Below are 18,702 nucleotides of genomic sequence, written 5' to 3'. Positions count from 1 at the left end.
GAAGAAATATCAATTATGTTTAGCCCTAGGGGGTAGACACTCAGCCTTTCTCTTGCTGGGCTAAAGTTTGGTAGAAGACCTCGACCAGAGCTTTGCTCTCGGAATTCTTTTTGTAATAGAACATAAGATCAATCTCGTAATGAAGATCCTTCACATACACTCGATTGACTCTTCCTGAACGCACTTGTTTTTTTATCGAGTGGGCTGGCAAAAATCCCCATCCCAATCCCGCTTCAATAACTCTTTTTAACGTTCCCACATTCGCGGATTCGAAGATGGACGAAATATGTAAACCTAAGGCCTGCATCTTTCCATTCACCAGATTATTAAAACCTGGGAACTCGTCAGTAAAGTTCACCAAAGAAAAGGAGCCAATATCTTTGAAGCTGATCTGCTGGGGCATTTTTTCATCTTTACTTGAACCCACCAACCACATTTCCTCTTTCGCTAAAAACTTTTGTTCACAGTTTTCTAGCTCCGCGGAAAATTCGGTCTTCACGTCTGGCAAGATCAAAATATCGTACTGCCCTTTCTTGAATCCCTTGATCAGCTCGTCCCCTTTATCGTAGTCAATCTTCAACATCAAATCAGGATTATGACGCATCAAACGCCCTACGATCGGACTCATCAAATGAAGTCCCAGTGAGTTCAAAGTACCTATGCGCAGTTGACCCTTCATCTGATTGCCAATGGATTTAATGGCGATCTCCGCTTGCTGGGTCAGATTGATAATCTTCTTGGCGTATTCATAGAGAACTTCCCCCTGAGGCGTCGCTTTGATCTGACGAACTCCACGCACCAATAACTCAACCCCTAGATCTTCCTCCAGGTTGCGAATCTGCTGGGAAACCGCAGGTTGAGTCAGATACAACTTGTCCGCCGCAGCCGTCATGCTTCCCTCGCTAATAACTGTTACAAAGGTTGTCAGCTGATAAAGGTTCTTCACTGGATTTTTCTCCTTTGCTCTTTGATCCGAAGGAATTTTGTTATTATACTTAACGCAGACTTACTCCGAAGAAGTCGGAGTGCAAGTAAAACCAACTCGAGGTCTGCATGAAGTATCGTTTGTTCGCATCACTCGCCGTTATTCTACTCAGTTTTAGCGCCCATGCAAAAGTCTTTCGTAATGCCTATATTGCATTCGAAATGCCGGAATCATGGAAATGCAACCTGGAGCAAACCGAATGGGTCTGCCGCAGCGAACAGACTAAAGAATCTAAAGAGGCCATTATCATTTTGACCGCCAAAGAAGTCGGCCCGACCGATACGTTCGCTCTTTACGAATCCCACTTAAACACCCCGATCACCGTGAATATGCGCGGCGGCGGCTCTAGTGAGTCTAAAATCGTTTATAAATCGAAAAGCGTGCAGATCAACGATCAGGCGTGGGTCGATTCTTTGCACTTAGGATCTGAAGTTCCCAACTACTTCACTCGTTATCTTGCGACGATCAAAGACAAAATCGCGATCCTCGTGACCTTCAGTGCGCACAAGCAGTACTACACCAAATACAGCCAAGACTTCTTCAAAGCGGTGATGAGTCTGCGAGTGATCGCCTCGAAAAATCTTTTAGCGAAGCCCGACCTTGGTCCAATTCGCCCTGGTTCTGAAACTTTAGGGGCCCCTATCAGTTCGGCCATGCCCGCAGATATGCTGCAAGGTGATGGAAACGAAGGCAGCGGTGGAAAAAATAAAACCATGCTCTTAGCCGGAGCCCTGATCTTGGCCGCCCTTGGTGCTTACATCTATCTTCGCGCCCGCAAGAAAAAGAAATAGTCCTTTCCAAAAAAAATCTGCCGCTCATTCCAGCGGCAGATTCTCTCACAAAGTCTTTTGAATACAGTGTCCCCGACTACTTCACTCGCTCAATTTCGGGTTTGTATTTCTCGAACTGAGAAATAATCTTTTCATCGCCATAAACTAAAACTTTTAATTTGCTGGGATCAATCGCCTTTTGGAAGGCCTTGTTGGCTTCTGCCGCCTTGATCGCACCCACATTCTTATTAAAGTCTGTCAGATAGTCGACAGGAATTCCATAAAAGTCCAAGGCCAAAAGATTGTAGGCCAAACGATCTGCCGTTTCGATAGCGCGAGGAAATTGACCGATCAATTGACTGCGGGCTCCCGCCACTTCCGACTCCTGAGCGCCTTGTTCTGCATAGTCGCGAATCACCTTCAAAGTTTCCTCAAGGGTTTTCCCCGCCGTTTCGTTCTTTGTGAAAGTTGAAACGTCAAAACTGCCACGTTCTTTGCGCACATCAAAGTAGGAATAGATCGAATAGGTCAGTCCCAGATCGTCGCGGACCTTCTGATTCAAGCGGCTGGCGAAACCTCCGCCCAACGCTTCATTAGCCAACCGCAACCGCAGATAGTCTTCATTCGAGCGGGCGATCCCCAAACCGGAGATACGAATCTGAGTTTGTTGCAATCCTTTTTTAACAATCAACTTAACTTTCAGGTCGTCAATCGCCGGTGGCGCCTCCGTATTTACGACGGGGATTGTTCTTTTGGTCCATTTTCCAAAAATCTCTTCGACTCTTTTTTCAAACTCATCCCCAAAGCTGCCCACCACGGCCAAAGAAGCGTTGTTAGGTCGATAGAATGTCAGGTAATGCTTAATAATGTCCTGCTTGGAAATTCCACGCAGTGCCTCTGGAGTGCCATTCACATCACGGGCGTAGGGGTGAGCTCCGTAAAGATATTGATCCATGCGATCATCGGCATAGGCCGAGGGATTATCAATCTTCTTCTGAAGTCCCGCCAACATCTGAGCTCGCAGACGAGAAATCTCGGCATCCTTAAAGGCCGGATTCATCGCAACATCAACAAAGAGATCCAACAAAAAATCAGAACCCGTTGATAAAGAGTCCGCATACACCGTCGTGACATCAGCGCCTGGGGAAACATCCAAAGAGGATCCCAACTGGCCAAAGTCATCGGCGACCTTCATGGCGTTACGACTTTGTGTGCCCTGCTCCAAAAGATAAGCCGTTAAAGCATTCAGGCCGGCTTTCGCATCGGTCTCTTGCACACTTCCCGTCTTAAACATCAAGGTTAAGCTCAAACGCGGCAACGTCATATCGCGAATGAAAATAATCTTGAGGCCATTTTCCAATGTCACTTCTTTAAAAGGTTGAAGCGTGAAGGAACCATTCCCCTTGGTGACGTAGCCCTTTCCTGGCTTTGAGCCGGCTTGCTTGGGGGATGAGGAACAAGAAATCAAAGATGAACAAATCAAAGGAAGTACTAAGGCGTAGGAAACTCTTTTCATGTTCTATTCCTTCTTCATTTTCGGTTCTAGGGTGATAATCGAACGCTGTATCTGCTGGGTGTATTTATTCGCCACCTTCTTGATGTCCTCTGAAGTCACCGCTTGGTACTTCTCAAGATCCGTAAAAAGACTTTGATAGGAACCCGTGACAATTTCATTCACCGCTAAGGCGCGCGCTTTTCCGTCCATGGTCTTAAGACTGTCCACAAGATCTTTCATGACTTGAGTTTTGGCCTTTTCTAACTCAGGATCCGTGACATTTTGATTACGCAGTTTCCAAATTTCGTTGTAAACAATGTCCAAAGCTTCTTGGGTGTTCAAGCCGGGCTTCATATTCACACCAACACCTAAGATTCCGGCATCTTTCATCGCGAAGTTGTAGGCATAAGCCGACGTCGCAATTTCTTTTTGATAAACCAGGCGTTTATGCAAACGGCTGGAAGTGCCATAACCCAAAATATTCGCCGCCAAATCCAAAGCGTACATATCAGGCTCCCCTTGACGAGGACTTTGGAAAGCCACGACGAATGAACTATTTTGCACGTCTTTCTTCAGAACGGCATTTTGTTGAACCTTCTGCGCAGGCTCCATCGCATATTTTCTTTCAGGCAAGGGGCGCGATGGCAACTTTCCATAATAATCTTCGATAAGACTTTTCACTTTTGAAGTTTTGAAGTCGCCCACAATAACCAAAACTGCATTGTTGGGAACGTAAAAGGTATTATAGAAGAAGCGCAGCTTTTCCACATCGTAGTTTTCGATGTCTTTCATGTGTCCAATCACGGGCCACTTATAGGGATGAACCTTAAAGATCGTGCTCATCATCAGCTCTCGCAACAATCCCATCGGGTTGTTATCGATACGCCAACGTCGCTCTTCTTTGACCACCTCTTTTTCACTTTTTAAATCGTCGGGATTCAAAGCCAAAGAACTCATACGATCCACTTCCATGTCCATGACGAGCTCAAGTTTGGAGCTGGGAAGGTTTTCGTAGAAACCCGTATAATCATTGGATGTAAAGGCGTTATTGGTAATGCCATTTTCATGAAAAATACGATCAAAGGCCTTGCCATCGTATTTTTTGGCACCTTTAAACATCATGTGCTCTAGCATGTGAGCCGCCCCTGTCACTCCAGGATATTCATCTCGAGAACCCACTCGATACCAGGTGTGATAGCTGACCATCGGGACTGCATGATCCTCTAACAAAAGAACGGTGAGTCCGTTATCCAAGGTGAATTTCGTGACCGGCAAACTGATCTTTAAATCATTTTGTGAAGTCCATCCTTTGATGGCTCCCAAAGACTCTTTGATATCGGGTTTGTTGGGTACGGGCTCGACGGCTTGTGCAGAGACAGAAAAACAAAGTCCCCACACCACAGCAGAAATCCATTTCTTCATAGAGATGTCCTTCGTTGAATATTCAATGATTTCTAGTGTGAAACTCTAAACCTTTGAATTCAACGACTTGAGGACTTTTGCGACTTTTGGCAGACCTTGGTCTATTGCACGACGAAATCAGAGAAGAAAACGTCCTTCACAATACCGCGACGAAGAATACCATTCACTTCGCCCGCAATTTTGTCTTTGAGGAACAGTTTCCCTTGAATACTGTCCAGATCCGCAAAGGCTTTGTCATTCAATAGACGGACAATACGGTCGCGGGCTTTGGCCCGATTCTCTGGCTCCATGACTTCCTCAAAGCCTTCTTTACCTAACATTTGTAGGTTGACCTCAAGGCGGATTGTCCGTTTGGGTTCTCCCCCCAAATTCACTGTGAATTTATCCATGGTGTAAACCAAAGGTGCTGTATCGGCCTCATCTGACACCGACGCCAATTCTCTTTCCGCCATCTCCTCAGTAATAACAGGGTTTTGCCAACCCATGGTCGAGGCGTAAACCATATAACCACCGGCTCCCATAACTGCCAGGTTTAGAACAGCAAATGCCACTTGGAGCAACTTGCCCAGGTCTCTTTTTTTCGCGGGAGCTTTGTCTTGTTTTTCAGCCATAAAAACCTCTTGTCATTGAAAGATATCGGAGAAACAGGCTAAGGTCTTAAGATCTAAGGCCACATTTATTGACAGAAAATGTTGAGAAAAACGTCCAAGCTTTGGACATCTGAGGACAGGCACTTGACAAGAACAAGACCCCTCGGAGCATAATTAAGAATATGAGATTTTTCCTCACGGGCTGCGCTTTATGTTTTATCTCTCTGCCAACTTTGGCGGAGTCGCCTATTGCAGCCCCGTCTCAAAGTGACACGAAGGAAGTTCTTCCCGCCCCTCTTCTGCAGATTTCAGAAACCGAAGCCTTTTCCCGCTATGTTCTGTTGGTAGATAAAGAACAGCGCAAGTTGACGGTGTTTGAACGCAACGGAGAAAAAATCAAAAAAGTGGAAGAATACCCCGCTGATATTGGAAAAAATGGCGGCAATAAAACCAAGCGGGACGACCACAGAACCCCTGAAGGTATTTACTTCCTCGAACAACGTCTGACTCAACCGAAGATTCCCTTCAGCTTGTATGGCGCCTTGGCTTTCACGACCAACTACCCCAATCTTTTTGATCAACGCGAAAAGAAAACCGGCTCTGGCATCTGGCTTCACGCCATTCCCGACTCTGTCCCTTTAACTCGAGGATCCCGAGGCTGTGTGGTCGTGCGCAACGAGGTGATAAAAAAGCTCGCGGACTACATCAAACTGCGCGAGACTCCCATTTTGATTTTCGATCAGGTCAATTACCTTTCCAAAGAAGAGCACGAAAAGCGTCGTCTGGAGCTGAACAGCTTCATCGAAGGCTGGCGCCAGTCTTGGGAAAACAATGATCTTGAAAAGTACATGAGCTATTACGATAAAGACTTTAAAGCCCCCGGCTTCAACTTCAACTCTTGGAAGAACCATAAAGCTGGCTTGAAAACGAAATATGAATACATCAAAGTTCATCTTTCCCAGCCTTATATCGTTCAACACAATGATCAGTTGCTAGTGAAAACCCTGCAGCGCTATGAATCGGATCAACACGTCGATTACGGCGTCAAGACGATCTACGCACTCAAGTCCGGTGACTCTTACAAAATCATTCGCGAAGAGTGGACTCCGTTCAACCAACAGGAAGTCGCTGCGGCCATTGCCCGTGACAATTCCCTCACCGCTCAAGCGAACAAGTCACAACAGTAGTTCGCCTCATAAACCAGTCCCCATAAAAGTGATAAGCTTTCATATGAGGGTTCATTACGACGCAATTTGAGAACTTGTTAAAGCCCCGTCAAAAAGGCGTCGATAAGTCTTCTATGAAATTCAAATGTCACTTCCTGAACGTACTGGTAATCGTAGTGACCCCTCTTTATTCTTTGGGGGCTCCCAATTCATTAACCTATCAAGGACGCATCTTATCTTCGGAGGGACGACCCCTTGAATACAATAACGTCAGCTTTCTTTTTGAGATCACCAGTAACAATGGGACTTGCATCATTTATCGAGAACAAAAGAACGCGATCGACATGACAAACAGTCAGGGCGTCTTTGATGTGCCCATTGGAACAGGTAATAAACTTTTCCCTAGCTCCCCTACGAAATCCTTATTGAGTGTCTTTGACAATACCAAGACCCATGACTGCGCCGATCCCAATAACAATGTCGCGGGCACCTACACTCCAGCGTCCGGGCATACACGTCTCTTGCGGGTCCAATTTCACGATGGAACTGGCTGGAGAGTCATCAGCCCTGATAACGAAATTCGCACGGTCCCTTTTTCTGCCTTCGCGTATTCGGCAGAAAAGTTGGGAGAAAGTTTGCCCTCTGATTTCGTTTTAAAAACAGGAGTTCCCACTTGCGGAGGCAGTGAATTCTTAAGCTGGAATGGCAATGCTTTTACCTGCGCGCCTGTCACCGGTGCCAGCGGCGGCACTGTGACTGCGGTGTCTTCAACAAACTCTTACTTGAGCATCGCCAACGCGAACTCATCACCTCAAATTACACTGAATGTCGGAACCAGCTCTGGCACTGTCGCTGCAGGAGATGATGCTCGCTTTAGCAACGCCCATACAATCAGTGAGTTTAACTCGGCCGTCGGCAGCGCCAACTGCGCATCCGATGAAACTCCTTATTGGAGTTCCGTTGCGGGGAAGCTCTTATGTCAGCCCATCAATATTGCTACGACCAAAATTACTGGAACTCTTCCTATTAGCAATGGTGGAACTGGGCAAACGACAGCTCTCGCGGCGTTCAACGCTCTTTCTCCCCTGACAAACAAAGGGGATCTTCTCACCCGTGATGGAACAAATACGATTCGTTTGCCCGTGGGGATTGATGGCCAAGTTCTGTCCGCCAACTCTTCACAGACTTCGGGTCTGCAATGGATCACGCCGACCAATGGCACAGTGACTTCAGTCACGGGAACAACTCCTATTGTGGTCGGTTCAGGAACAACAACACCGCTCATCTCAATTAACGATGCGACGACCTCTTCCAAAGGCGCCGTCCAAATCGGTGCCGGAATTGCTGTAACCTCTGGAACCATCAGTGCCGACCCTGCCAATTTCCCCGCGTCTGTGCCGATTTCAAAAGGCGGAACGGGAGCAACCTCGTTTACCGCCAATCGCCTCATCGCCTCAAGCGGCGCGGGAGCATTGACGGCTTTTACCTGCGCCAACGGACAGATGGTCAGCTTTGATGGGACCGGAATGATGACGTGCACATCCTTTACGAACAGCGTGCTCTTTTTGAATGGCGGAAATTCATTCACTGCGGCCGCGACCTTGGGAACCAACGATGCTTATGATTTAAATTTTGAGACGTCCAATGCCACTCGCATGACTATCGGAAGTACTGGCAATATTGCCATCAACACGACGATAGATCCCAATGCAAGGCTGGCGATTAAAGCAGGTTCTACTTCGCAAGCTCCTCTGATTTTGGATAGTCCGGCGTCGGGAATTCCCTCTATTGATTTTCTCAGAAACGGCAACTGGAAGGGAACTCTCGGTTATGCCTCGGGGTCCACGAACGAACTTTTTATCAGTAACGGTGTTGCAGGTCCGATCATCTTTGACACCAGCAATGTGGAAAAAATGAGAGTCGACACAAACGGATCGATAGGAATTGGCACATCCAGTCCTCTGGCAAAACTGCATGTCGCCTCAGACTCTGACATTGCTCTTGATGGCATCACTCCCTTCTTAGTGACTCGAAGCGTGTCTTATCCCACAGCAGGAACAGAGACGGCGGGAATTGCGTATCTCTCAGAGTCCAGCGCGGGTTCTGCCACACTCTGGCCCCCTCAAGCGAATGTCAGCTTTTCTCCGACCGAAAATCATTCGGCGACAACCAAGGGCACGGCTATAGGATTTTCCACGACCCCGAACGGCGCGACTGCTCGACAACAACGCATGGTCATAAACCATGATGGGAATGTCGGTATTGGCGTCATAAACCCAGGGCAAAAACTGACTGTCAGTGGCACGATCGAAAGCACTTCCGGTGGGATTAAATTTCCCGACGGCACGACTCAAACCACTGCGGCGACGGGGATGAGTATCCAAAAAGGGCAGATTGGAAACTGCACAAACAACTCAACGGGAACCACGGGAAGTGTGACCTTCCCGACCGCATTTCCGGGAGCTCCCATTGTGCAACTAACGGTTGTGGAGCTTGATAACTCGGGCTGCACCTCGGCCCGCCTTCTTGCCATCAGTGCCACGGGTTTTTCATGGACTTCCTATGTGGGCGGAACTTTAACGTCATGTGATTGTATTTACTGGACGGCCTTCTACTAAGTCGAAACCCACTAAGATCGCGATCCATAAAAAACAAAAAGCCCCTTCTTTTCAGAAGAGGCTTTTAATTTTGCGGACCGCTTTTGCTCTGCACTACAAAAAGGTACGGCGTACCTTTTTAGTGAGATTCTTCTGTTGAAGAAGAATTTTTTCCGTCGATGGTGAACTTCTCAACGTTGTGAGAAAGATCTGGAAGAGATTCAAGGTGCTTTTGCAATTCTTCTTTAGTCATCTCACCGACTGTCACATTTCTTTCAGTCATTCTTTTATCGAATTTCAAATTTTTATTAGCTTGAGCCAAAGACATAAAAACCCCTTTTCAAACGAAGCCTAAGATATAGCGCAAATCCTACACCGCGTCTAGCCCCCAACTCGATCAAAACAGTCCTTTAAAAGAGGACCGGCAATGGGGCTAGAAATAATATTTAGTTTAGTTCCAATACTTGGGTGGCTTGTCGCTCTTCTCATTATCGACAACCAAGCGTAGATTTCGTCCCTTGGATTTATTCGACTTTTTCTTCCAAGAGTTGCGATCAAACCAAGCCTTGACCTGAAGGCAGATAAAACCCGAAACCAACCCACCCAAATGGGCCAAATAAGCCACTTCCCCTCCCGTGACGCTTGAGGTCATCATGGAGGCTAATTGGACCAGTCCCATCAAGGCCACAAAATAACGGGTCTTCATCGGGAACAACATAAAGAAATAGACAATGCGATCACCAAAGATCAGCCCCTGAGCCAACAACAAACCGAACACGGCCCCGGAGGCTCCAATAACTGGCACAATCAATCCCGTTTGAGATCCTGTCACCAAAGCGTAACCCCAAACACCTAAACAATAGAGGATCGCCGCACCAATGCCGGAAACAAAATAATAAATCAAAAAGAAGCGGGTGCCCCAACGCTGCTCAAGTTCGGCTCCAAAAAACCACAACATCAGCATGTTGAAAAGAATATGAGTCACCTGCAACGAGTGCAGGAACATGTAGGTTCCGACCTGCCAGATCTGGAAATCAAAAAGGACTTTTCCCGGGTAAAGGCCAAAGATCGAAGTAAAAGGAACGCGCAAAAAGCCTTCCAAGATCACTTGAAAGACAAACCACACCGCTACATTGATGATCAGCAACCACTTCACTGCAGGAGTCAGTGGAGCTGTTTGAAAGGTCACGCCTCTGTTCATTTTTTTAAAATACTCCAAAGCTTCTCGTAGGTCTGCTCTAGACTTTCAACCAAGACCTTGGTCTCAGCAATCAATGGGAAGAAATTCAAATCCCCCGCCCAACGCGGAATCATATGATAGTGAAGATGCTCAGGAATTCCCGCGCCGGCAACGGCCCCATGGTTCAACCCGACATTCATCCCGCCCGGCTCATAGGCCTCGTTCAAAGCCTTCATCGTCAAACGGATGGTGTCCTGCAAATCGCGAAACTCCTCTTCGGATAATTTCAAAAGATCCCCGCAATGACGAAGCGGCAGAACCAATACATGGCCGCTGTTATAAGGAAATTTATTGAGAACCACCATCGAGTGTTTTGATTTATAAACACAAAGAGTCTCGAAAGAGACTTCGGCCTTGGCCGCTTTGCAAAAAACACATCCCTCTGGCTTAATCAATTTTCTCACATACTTCATGCGATCGGGACGAAACAGAACATCACGCTCTAGAGGCCACACCTCTTTCCCAATCTGAATCTGTGTTTTGACTGACGCCTTTTTAGGAAGGGTCTTCTTTGCTTTCTTCTTCGCCACTCTTACTCCCAAGATCCCGGTAACATATAAAGAGGCTGATTCAAATATTTTGTACGAAGAACAAATTTCATCGCCGCCTCAATGTCCGGTCCGAAGGCTTTCCCTTTCAACACATCCGCATACTCCGCCAGACTGTTGACGTCGTCTTCCCGTTCCGTATCACCAAGATCGAAAATGCTGACGCGCTTTTTGGGAATTTCAAAAACTTCGTAGTTGTCTCCCAACTTTGCAGTTTCAGCAGCCAGCTTCACCGCATCTTCATAAAAACCTTCCTGATCGGCAAAGCCCAACTTCACCGCCGTTGCTCCGGTGAAAACGCGACCGTCGGCATACTCTGTCACCACGTCTTCTTTAAGTTTACGTTCTTGCATGACCGTGGTTTTGAACTGTCCATAAACTTCGTCGATCATATTTTGGAAAAGGGCTCTTTCATCTTCACGCATTGCCCGGTACTCCGCCCCTGAGTCTTTAAACTTTCCAGAGGTGATGGAGTAACGAGAAATCTTCGCCCAATCATAAAGCTTCTCAATATTCGCAAACTCCATGATAACGCCGATGGAACCCACCAACGCTCCCGGTGCGACAACGATCTTGTCGCAGGCCACAGCCGAGTAGTAAGCACCACTGGCCATCACACCTGTACTTACGCAGATCACAGGCTTTTTGATTTCATCGCGCACACGCTTAATTTCAGAATAGATTTCTTGAGAAGGCCCCACGGCCCCGCCCGGAGAGTTGATACTGATCAAGATCGCTTTCACCTTATGGTCGTCACGATACTTTTTGAGATTCTTAAGGAACTTCTTCCCATTCAAGATCACACCATTCATCTCAAGATGAAGAATGGTATTTTTGGCAGTCACGCGCTTTTCCGAATCGCCGAAAAAGTCGCCGCTTAATTTAAGTAAGGCGCCAATGCCCACAAAAACAAGAAAGATAATAACAAGCTTTTTAAAAAAACTGCCCTTCATAGCACACCTTTCTGAAGGCACCAGCTTCCCTTTGTATTGTTTGGGGCGCGTCGCTTGGTACCTGTCGTCCCAAATAAAAGAGGGACCCTAGTAGGGTCCCTCTTTATGACTTCTCAGTCAATGCGTCGATATTGCTCCGCTTCGTCGCCTTGCGGCGACTTAGCTTCATCACACCGAGATTACTGTTTGTCAGTTTTTACGTTTTTCAACTGATCAGCAAACAAGTCACCGAAAGTAGACTTGGAAGTTGCAGTCGCTTTTTTAACGTAATCGTCAACATCCGCTTTTGATTCACGAAGTTTAACAAGTTTAGAAGACAAACCGATCTTACGAGCGTCTTTGTCGATAGAGATAACTTCAGCTTTTACAGTTTGTCCTGCTTTAATGAAGTCTTCAACAGTGTTGATTTTGTCTGTTGTAAGTTCAGAAATGTGGATCAAACCTTCGATATCAGATTCAAGCTCAACGAAAGCACCAAAATCAGCTGTCTTAGTTACTTTAACGTCATGTTGAGTTCCGATAGCGTACTTAGACTCAATGTTTGCCCAAGGATCAGACTCAAGTTGTTTAATGCCCAAAGAGAATCTTTCGTTCTCGATGTCTACACCCAATACAACCGCGCGAACCTTAGCACCTTTTGTGAACATTTCACTTGGGTGATTTACACGCTTCGTCCAAGAGAAGTCAGAGATGTGAACCAAACCATCGATGCCTTCTTCGATGCCGATGAAGATACCGAAGTCAGTGACAGACTTCACTTCGCCTTCGATGATTGTTCCAGGAGCATAAGACTCTTTCAATTCAACCCATGGGTTGGCTTGAAGTTGCTTCATGCCCAAGCTGATGCGGCGGTTCTCAGTGTCAACCTCAAGAACAACAACTTCAACTTCTTGGTCTACAGCTACGATTTGAGAAGGATGTTTTACACGTTTTGTCCAAGACATTTCAGAAACGTGGATCAAACCTTCGATGCCTTCGCCAAGTTCAACGAATGCGCCGTATTCAGCCAAAGATACAACTTTTCCTTTAAGCTTAGTGCCTGGAGGATAAGAAGCTTTAACAGATTCCCAAGGATCAGAAGTCAATTGCTTCATGCCCAAAGAAACACGTTCTTTTTCTTTGTCATACTTAAGAACTTTAACTTGGATTTCGTCGCCCACATTCAACATTTCTGAAGGATGTTTTACGCGGCCCCAAGACATATCTGTGATATGCAACAATCCGTCCATGCCACCAAGATCGATGAATGCTCCGTAGTCAGTGATGTTTTTAACAACACCCGTAACGATAGAACCTTCCGCCATAGTGTCCAAAGTTTGTGAACGGAGACTGTCACGTTCTTCTTCAAGAAGAGCGCGGCGAGAAAGAACGATGTTGCCACGTTTCTTATTGAACTTAATAACTTTGAATTTAAATTTCTTACCAAGGTAAACGTCCATGTTGCGAACAGGGCGTAGATCGATTTGAGATCCAGGCAAGAATGCTTTAACGCCGATATCAACGCTCAAGCCACCTTTAACTTTAGCAACAACAGTACCTTCGATAACTTCTTCGTTCTCAGCTGCTTTAGAGATATCAGTCCATGCACGAAGCATGTCAGCTTTGTCTTTAGAAAGAACGATCATGCCGTTTTCGTTTTCGATACGGTCAATCAAAACCTCTACAGTGTCTCCAGCTTTTACTTCGCGAACACCGTCAACAATACGGAATTCATTGATCGCGATCAAACCTTCAGACTTGTAGTTAATATCAACAAGAACGTAGTCAGATTGAACTTCAACTACTTTTCCTGTGACAACGTCGCCGACTTTGAAGTCTTGCTCTTTCATGGAAGCTTCGAAAAGGTTTTCGAAATCACCTTTTTCAGATTTAGCATTCAAAATGCCAGGATTTGCTGGAACTTTAGAGTCTTCAGCATCCAAGAAAGCTAGAACTTTCTGTTTCTCAAGCTCGGCTTTGTTTAATTGTTTTGTCATATAGTTTTTTTAAAACCTCCCACGTAGTAAGACCTCTTGGATCCTACCCGTTACCTTTCTTCACCTCTTTGGGCGAAACACTGGTTTAGCGACCTAAGGGGGCGAAAGTCAAAGGTTTTACGCGCTTTGGCGGGCTTTTCCTTTGTATCCTTACAAGAGTGGAATCTTGAACCTGACAGGCGCATCCCATCTCGAACATATTTGATCTGAGACCAAGGAGGGCCCATGGACTGGGGACCTAGACTTATGCGTATCTTTCTTGGAGGGCTTCTCGGAATTCCCTCCTGGGGGTGGGCCGCAGCCAACTACGATCGCGAAATCCGCTCTGGGCTTAACTTTATTGAGCACTATCAAACCCACGGCGACGAAGGTTACGAACCCGGGCAGTGGCGTGCGCGTGTGACCTCCTATGTTCCTAGCGCCATCGGAGTTGGCAAGATGGGAGTTCCCTTCGAGGACCCCTCCGCCTTCGTCACCTCCTCGGTCGCCAACGTGCTGGCTGAAATTTATTCTATCAACTCTCGTTATCAGGAAGTCCTCCCTCTACTCGAGAAAGCTCGAGGAGGATTAAAACCTTATCGCTGGGGCTCGCTCTTTCACTTTTATCCCCCCAAAACTTTTAAAGGCGTCAAAGTGCGCGGTCCTCGCTTTATGTATCTCGCTCGAGCGTGGCAGGGATTTGCAAATATTCCCCCTGACGCCGACACCACGTCGGTGACCTACACACTTCTTCACTATCTTCAAAGTTTTGATCAGGGCCTGTCTCCCCAAGAACAAAGAAGCACTTTGCCCCCTCAAGTTCTTGAAGCCTTTTCGACAGCACGTGATCTGGCCAGGGTTCCACATGCTTATAATGCGGTTCAAGGACATATCAAAACCGGAGCCTTCTTAACTTGGCTCTGGGATGAAAAAGACCCGAACATGCCCCGCAATATCTTTGCCCTTCCCCATCGAGGCACGCGCATTCCTTTTAACTTTAATGACGTCGACTGTGTCGTGAATGGAAATGTTCTGAAGCTCTTAACTTATGCAGGAAAAACCACCGGCCCCGGTTACCGTGCCAGCTGCAATCACCTCAATCGTGTGGTGCAAAACAAGCAGTTCTATTTTTGCGGAATGTATTACCCCAGCTACTATGCCCTCCCCTACGTGATGGCGGAAAACCTTCATGCCGGGACACGATGTTTAGAACCGTCTCGAGAGAGACTTGTGAATTTTGTCATCTCTCGACAAAATAAGGACGGCTCGTGGCGCAACAGCTTTTTAGCTCGGCCGGACTATGTGCAATCCACCGTGTGGGCCCTCAACGCGCTGATGATCCTGGGAGACCCACACAACGACCTTCACCGAAACCGAGTCCGACGAGGGTTGCACTTTCTTCTTTCTCAAGCGCAGCACGACCCGGAGGGACGTTTGTTCTGGTCAGGGCAGGTCTTTTTCGCAGCCACCTTTGTTGCCCGATATCCCGTCGTGTGGCGCTCAACCTCCTACACCACGGCTCTGGCTCTCAAAGCCTTGGCCCTTGCCGATCAGAAATGGAGAGTCCCTTAACGTTTGATTCTTGGCAGAGAAGCCCCTCTGCCGGTTGCCTCCCGCAAATTCCATGAACAAGGTGAGTGCAAACAACAAAAGGAGACGTTCCATGAAAACTCTATTACTGATCGCCGCCCTTCTGGGGTCCTCATTCAGCTATGCCGCAAAAACCTATCAAGTCACGGGACCCGTGCTTGAAGTGACCGACTCCAAAATCGTCATCGAAAAAGGTCGCGACAAATGGGAAATCGATAGAACGGCAGATACCAAAGTCATGGGAGAACTTAAGGTGGGAGAAAAAGTCACCATCGAATACACCATGGCCGCCAAAAGCGTGGAGCCCAAAGAAAGCAAAGGCATGAAAAAGAAGAAATAGTTCCCTATGATCAGCATCACCTCTCGGTGGGCAACCAAACGAGCAGAAATTTATTTCTTGAAAAATGGGAGCCCACGAATAACCATAGTACTACAAACTAAGGGGGGATTTTCATGAAGAGCGTTTTTACAATCGTTTTTCTATTCACGTCATTTGCTTTTGCATCTGATAATTTCGAGTCTTTCAAACAGAATTTTTCAGCGGCGGCAGAGCCTAAATTGGAAAATCTAGCCGGCTGGCACTCCGGTCGTTGCTACACTTCACGCGAGCCTGAAATCGAAAAGGCCGGTCTGATGGTAGTCAAAGCTTCCGTGGATCCTGCGACAAATCAAGAGGGCGTTAAAATCATCATGCCCGCAGGCTCCGTCAGAGAAGAAGTGAATTTCTGGGATCAACTGGATGATGAAAAAATCGAAGTCGCAAGTTCAATGATGTGGCCGGAAAACATGCCATTTGCGCAGATGGAAAACGGCAGCTTAGCCAACATCTTGTTCTACGACATGCCGAATTATCCTTCTGGAAAAATCAGCGTTCGACAAAATGAACAAGGATATCAGCTTCGTTTTGGTGACATCTATGACGATGCCGAATGGATTTATTGCCGTCTTGATAAGAAAGTTCTTGGCGAATAAGTCGATTAAAGTGTCCCTCTTGCCGTCTTAAAACGAAAGAGGGACCGAGTTCTTTTAGATTGAATTGCCTTTAAAGATCATCACCTGGCAAGACGTCCCCGTCCCGTTCGTAGAATCCTTCATGCAATTGATAGAAAAATTCACAGCCTCATCGGTCAATACACGCATCTCATATCCACCGTGAACAATCGGCTTTACCAATAGCGCCTTAAAAAGTGCTTCCGCATCCTGGGCATCATATAAGGCGGCACGACTTTCTGAATTTTCGTGAGAAACTTCCGTCATATCCGTACTTTCAATTTTGCGGATAGAAAGTAAACAGCGCGCATTGCTGTTGATAAGATCACAATAGATGCTCACAGCCCCCGCTTTGTCTTCAAAGCTTTTGTATTGATGGGGTTTGCCGGTCACCTTATCGCCCCAATTAAGAGGCAGCCCCAAATACTGGTACACCTGACGGGCTTCCTTTGGATCATTGATTTCAAAAGTCACTTCTTTCGCGGACTCGGTTAAGCGCGCCTGCGCCAATGATGAAACAACCAGAATCAAAAAACAAACGACAAGCTTCATATATCCCCCTCCGAAGCTAAGTTGCTGTAGACCTGCTATGAACCTTTAGATTTTCCCTTTAACAAACTCAACGACTTTATCGACAACCTGCTCAAGGTTCATCGTCGTCGTGTCCACCACCAAGGCATCCTCGGGAACCGCCATCGGCGCCACTTTCCGAGTTGAATCCTGATGATCTCGTTGTTGTTGTGCCTTGACCATATCCCCCTGATCAAGACCGAGCTCAGCCGCACGACGGGCGGCGCGGTGTTCGCTAGAAGCTGTCAAATAGACCTTGGCTTGCGCCTGTGGAAATACAACCGTTCCACAATCACGCCCCTCAGCCACCAACCCCTGTGGGCCTTGACTGCAATTTCTTTGCGCCTCTAACAAAGCTTTACGCACATCTGGGTAATGACTGACTTTACTGGCAAAATTTCCGACGTCCTCATGGGCAATAAGATCCGTCACATCCTGATCTTTAAAAAAGACACGCGTGCGCGCGTCATCCATACGCACACTCCATACAGGATTGTGCGTGAGCTCCGCCAATGATTTGACGTCATCAAGATCAATCTGCAATTGAAGAGCAGCAAAGGCAAGGCCACGATAGAACGCACCCGTAGAAACCCATTGCCAGCCCAAACGACGAGCCAACTCTCGACTTACAGAGGATTTCCCAGAGGCCGCGGGGCCATCAATCGTAATTACCATTCCCATTCACTCTCCAATAACAAAACTTTTTTAGGTCAGTACGGGGACCTCTTTGAGCACTTCCGCGAGCGCTTTGATAGCGGCTTCGTTTTCGTGATCAAGGCCGACACTCAAACGCAATTGCGTCTTGAACCCGTAGTTCAAGAGAGGTCTCATGATAATCCCACGACGTAACAAGGCTTCATTCACCTTGGTGGCGTCGCGAAGGGTGTCAAACATGACAAAATTCCCCTGAGATGGAATGTACGGCAGGCCTAATTCTTCTAACTTCTTATAGAAGTAATCAAGCCCTTTCCAGCAAGTCTGCTGCGAACGCTCAATAAATTCTTTATCTTGCAGAGCCGCATTTGCCGCCACCTGCGCTAAATCATTGACATTAAAAGGTTTGCGCACGCGGTTAAACACCTCCACCACCTCTGCGGGGGCAATCATCGCACCCAAGCGGAAGCCGGCCAGACCGTAGATCTTGGAAAAAGTACGAAGAACAATCAGATTTTTATACTTGTTGATGTATTCTTGTGCAGAAACATAATCTGAAGCCCGCACAAATTCATTGTAAGCTTCATCGAAAATCACAATGACATCGTCACGGTTGCCGACCTTCTCCAAAAAGGTCTCCACCTCTTGTTTTGTGGCATAGGTGCCCGTCGGATTGTTGGGATTTGATACGAAAATCAGGCGAATTTTATGCTCAGGATGCGCAAAAAAATAATCCGCGATCGCAGGTAAATCGAAGCGAAATCCTTCCGCCATCGGAACTTTGTGGATCACCGCGCGATTGGCGGGAGCGCTCACTTCATAAGCATTAAACGCCGCCACAGATGTCAAAACGCCGTCTTTAGGTTCACAGAAAATCCGCGTCAATAAATCAATCAACTCATCACTGCCATTTCCAATGGCAAGTTGTTTTGTCGGGAAGCCCCATTCTTGAGACAAAGTCTGCAAAAGATCATAGTGGGATGGATCTGGGTAAAGGTTCTGATGATCCAAAGCCTTCTTCACCGCCTCCATTGCTTTCGGGCTAGGACCTAAAGGATTTTCATTACTTGCAAGTTTATACACCGTGCTCAATCCATACTCACGTTGAGTTTCGGAAATGGGCTTGCCAGGTTTGTAGGGAACCAGATTCAGAATTTCGGGAGAAATCTTCACTTTA

At 46.9% G+C, this 18,702-nt stretch carries 18 protein-coding genes; 6 read left to right on the top strand and 12 right to left on the bottom strand.

The window, feature by feature from the left end:
• Positions 1 to 40 precede the first annotated feature (40 nt).
• On the bottom strand, positions 41 to 946 hold the full coding sequence (locus ACM64D_RS08790) for a LysR family transcriptional regulator (protein WP_415062831.1): 906 nt from the start codon (positions 944 to 946) through the stop codon (positions 41 to 43).
• Positions 947 to 1,053: 107 nt separating this feature from the next.
• On the opposite strand from ACM64D_RS08790, the gene ACM64D_RS08785 reads away from it, so the two are divergent.
• A complete protein-coding gene (locus ACM64D_RS08785) occupies positions 1,054 to 1,776 on the top strand; it encodes a hypothetical protein (RefSeq protein WP_415062830.1) in 723 nt (240 codons plus the stop codon).
• A gap of 76 nt (positions 1,777 to 1,852) precedes the next feature.
• Here the strand turns inward: ACM64D_RS08785 and ACM64D_RS08780 are convergent, their stop codons facing one another.
• The 3 genes from ACM64D_RS08780 to fliL all read right to left on the bottom strand — a co-directional run bounded on the left by ACM64D_RS08780 (position 1,853) and on the right by fliL (position 5,283).
• A complete protein-coding gene (locus ACM64D_RS08780) occupies positions 1,853 to 3,271 on the bottom strand; it encodes a M16 family metallopeptidase (protein ID WP_415062829.1) in 1,419 nt (472 codons plus the stop codon).
• Positions 3,272 to 3,274: 3 nt separating this feature from the next.
• Positions 3,275 to 4,672, bottom strand: a complete 1,398-nt coding sequence (locus tag ACM64D_RS08775) for a M16 family metallopeptidase (protein WP_415062828.1) — start codon at positions 4,670 to 4,672, stop codon at positions 3,275 to 3,277.
• Between the two features lie 101 nt (positions 4,673 to 4,773).
• The gene (gene fliL / locus ACM64D_RS08770) at positions 4,774 to 5,283 is read right to left on the bottom strand and encodes a flagellar basal body-associated protein FliL (RefSeq protein ID WP_415062827.1); all 510 of its coding nucleotides are present in this window, start codon (positions 5,281 to 5,283) and stop codon (positions 4,774 to 4,776) included.
• A gap of 161 nt (positions 5,284 to 5,444) precedes the next feature.
• Here fliL and ACM64D_RS08765 point away from each other — a divergent pair, with 161 nt between their 5' ends.
• Together ACM64D_RS08765 and ACM64D_RS08760 are read left to right on the top strand one after the other, a co-directional pair.
• On the top strand, positions 5,445 to 6,449 hold the full coding sequence (locus ACM64D_RS08765) for a L,D-transpeptidase family protein (RefSeq protein ID WP_415062826.1): 1,005 nt from the start codon (positions 5,445 to 5,447) through the stop codon (positions 6,447 to 6,449).
• A gap of 113 nt (positions 6,450 to 6,562) precedes the next feature.
• Entirely contained in the window at positions 6,563 to 9,046 is a 2,484-nt protein-coding gene (locus tag ACM64D_RS08760; protein WP_415062825.1) for a hypothetical protein, read from the top strand.
• Positions 9,047 to 9,164: 118 nt separating this feature from the next.
• Here ACM64D_RS08760 and ACM64D_RS08755 read toward each other — a convergent pair whose 3' ends face one another.
• The 5 genes from ACM64D_RS08755 to ACM64D_RS08735 form a co-directional block, all read right to left on the bottom strand.
• Positions 9,165 to 9,353, bottom strand: a complete 189-nt coding sequence (locus tag ACM64D_RS08755) for a hypothetical protein (protein WP_415062824.1) — start codon at positions 9,351 to 9,353, stop codon at positions 9,165 to 9,167.
• A gap of 123 nt (positions 9,354 to 9,476) precedes the next feature.
• Positions 9,477 to 10,226, bottom strand: coding sequence for a rhomboid family intramembrane serine protease (locus ACM64D_RS08750; protein ID WP_415062823.1), 750 nt, complete (start codon positions 10,224 to 10,226; stop codon positions 9,477 to 9,479).
• Entirely contained in the window at positions 10,223 to 10,795 is a 573-nt protein-coding gene (locus ACM64D_RS08745; protein WP_415062822.1) for an HIT family protein, read from the bottom strand. The genes ACM64D_RS08750 and ACM64D_RS08745 overlap by 4 nt, the downstream gene beginning before the upstream one ends.
• 2 nt (positions 10,796 to 10,797) lie before the next feature.
• A complete protein-coding gene (gene sppA / locus ACM64D_RS08740; protein WP_415062821.1) occupies positions 10,798 to 11,766 on the bottom strand; it encodes a signal peptide peptidase SppA in 969 nt (322 codons plus the stop codon).
• Between the two features lie 179 nt (positions 11,767 to 11,945).
• Positions 11,946 to 13,742, bottom strand: a complete 1,797-nt coding sequence (locus ACM64D_RS08735; protein ID WP_415062820.1) for a 30S ribosomal protein S1 — start codon at positions 13,740 to 13,742, stop codon at positions 11,946 to 11,948.
• Positions 13,743 to 13,967: 225 nt separating this feature from the next.
• Between ACM64D_RS08735 and ACM64D_RS08730 the strand changes: the two genes are divergently transcribed.
• The 3 genes from ACM64D_RS08730 to ACM64D_RS08720 all read left to right on the top strand — a co-directional run bounded on the left by ACM64D_RS08730 (position 13,968) and on the right by ACM64D_RS08720 (position 16,283).
• Entirely contained in the window at positions 13,968 to 15,293 is a 1,326-nt protein-coding gene (locus ACM64D_RS08730; protein ID WP_415062819.1) for a prenyltransferase/squalene oxidase repeat-containing protein, read from the top strand.
• Between the two features lie 91 nt (positions 15,294 to 15,384).
• Positions 15,385 to 15,651: a hypothetical protein gene (locus ACM64D_RS08725; RefSeq protein WP_415062818.1), complete on the top strand. Its 267-nt coding sequence runs from the start codon at positions 15,385 to 15,387 to the stop codon at positions 15,649 to 15,651.
• Positions 15,652 to 15,764: 113 nt separating this feature from the next.
• Positions 15,765 to 16,283, top strand: a complete 519-nt coding sequence (locus tag ACM64D_RS08720) for a hypothetical protein (RefSeq protein ID WP_415062817.1) — start codon at positions 15,765 to 15,767, stop codon at positions 16,281 to 16,283.
• A 54-nt stretch (positions 16,284 to 16,337) separates the two neighbouring features.
• Here the strand turns inward: ACM64D_RS08720 and ACM64D_RS08715 are convergent, their stop codons facing one another.
• The 3 genes from ACM64D_RS08715 to hisC are packed head-to-tail and all read right to left on the bottom strand — an operon-like array spanning position 16,338 to position 18,698.
• Complete coding sequence (locus ACM64D_RS08715; protein WP_415062816.1) at positions 16,338 to 16,853, bottom strand: hypothetical protein; 516 nt, start codon at positions 16,851 to 16,853, stop codon at positions 16,338 to 16,340.
• 45 nt (positions 16,854 to 16,898) lie between these two features.
• Entirely contained in the window at positions 16,899 to 17,552 is a 654-nt protein-coding gene (cmk, locus tag ACM64D_RS08710; RefSeq protein WP_415062815.1) for a (d)CMP kinase, read from the bottom strand.
• A 24-nt stretch (positions 17,553 to 17,576) separates the two neighbouring features.
• Positions 17,577 to 18,698: a histidinol-phosphate transaminase gene (gene hisC, locus ACM64D_RS08705; RefSeq protein WP_415062814.1), complete on the bottom strand. Its 1,122-nt coding sequence runs from the start codon at positions 18,696 to 18,698 to the stop codon at positions 17,577 to 17,579.
• Positions 18,699 to 18,702: the final 4 nt, after the last annotated feature.

It is taken from the genome of Bdellovibrio sp., from assembly GCF_047637665.1.
Lineage (GTDB): Bacteria > Bdellovibrionota > Bdellovibrionia > Bdellovibrionales > Bdellovibrionaceae > Bdellovibrio.
The sequence above is the reverse complement of the archived record's forward strand: the minus strand, read 5'-3'. Positions and strand labels throughout refer to the sequence as shown.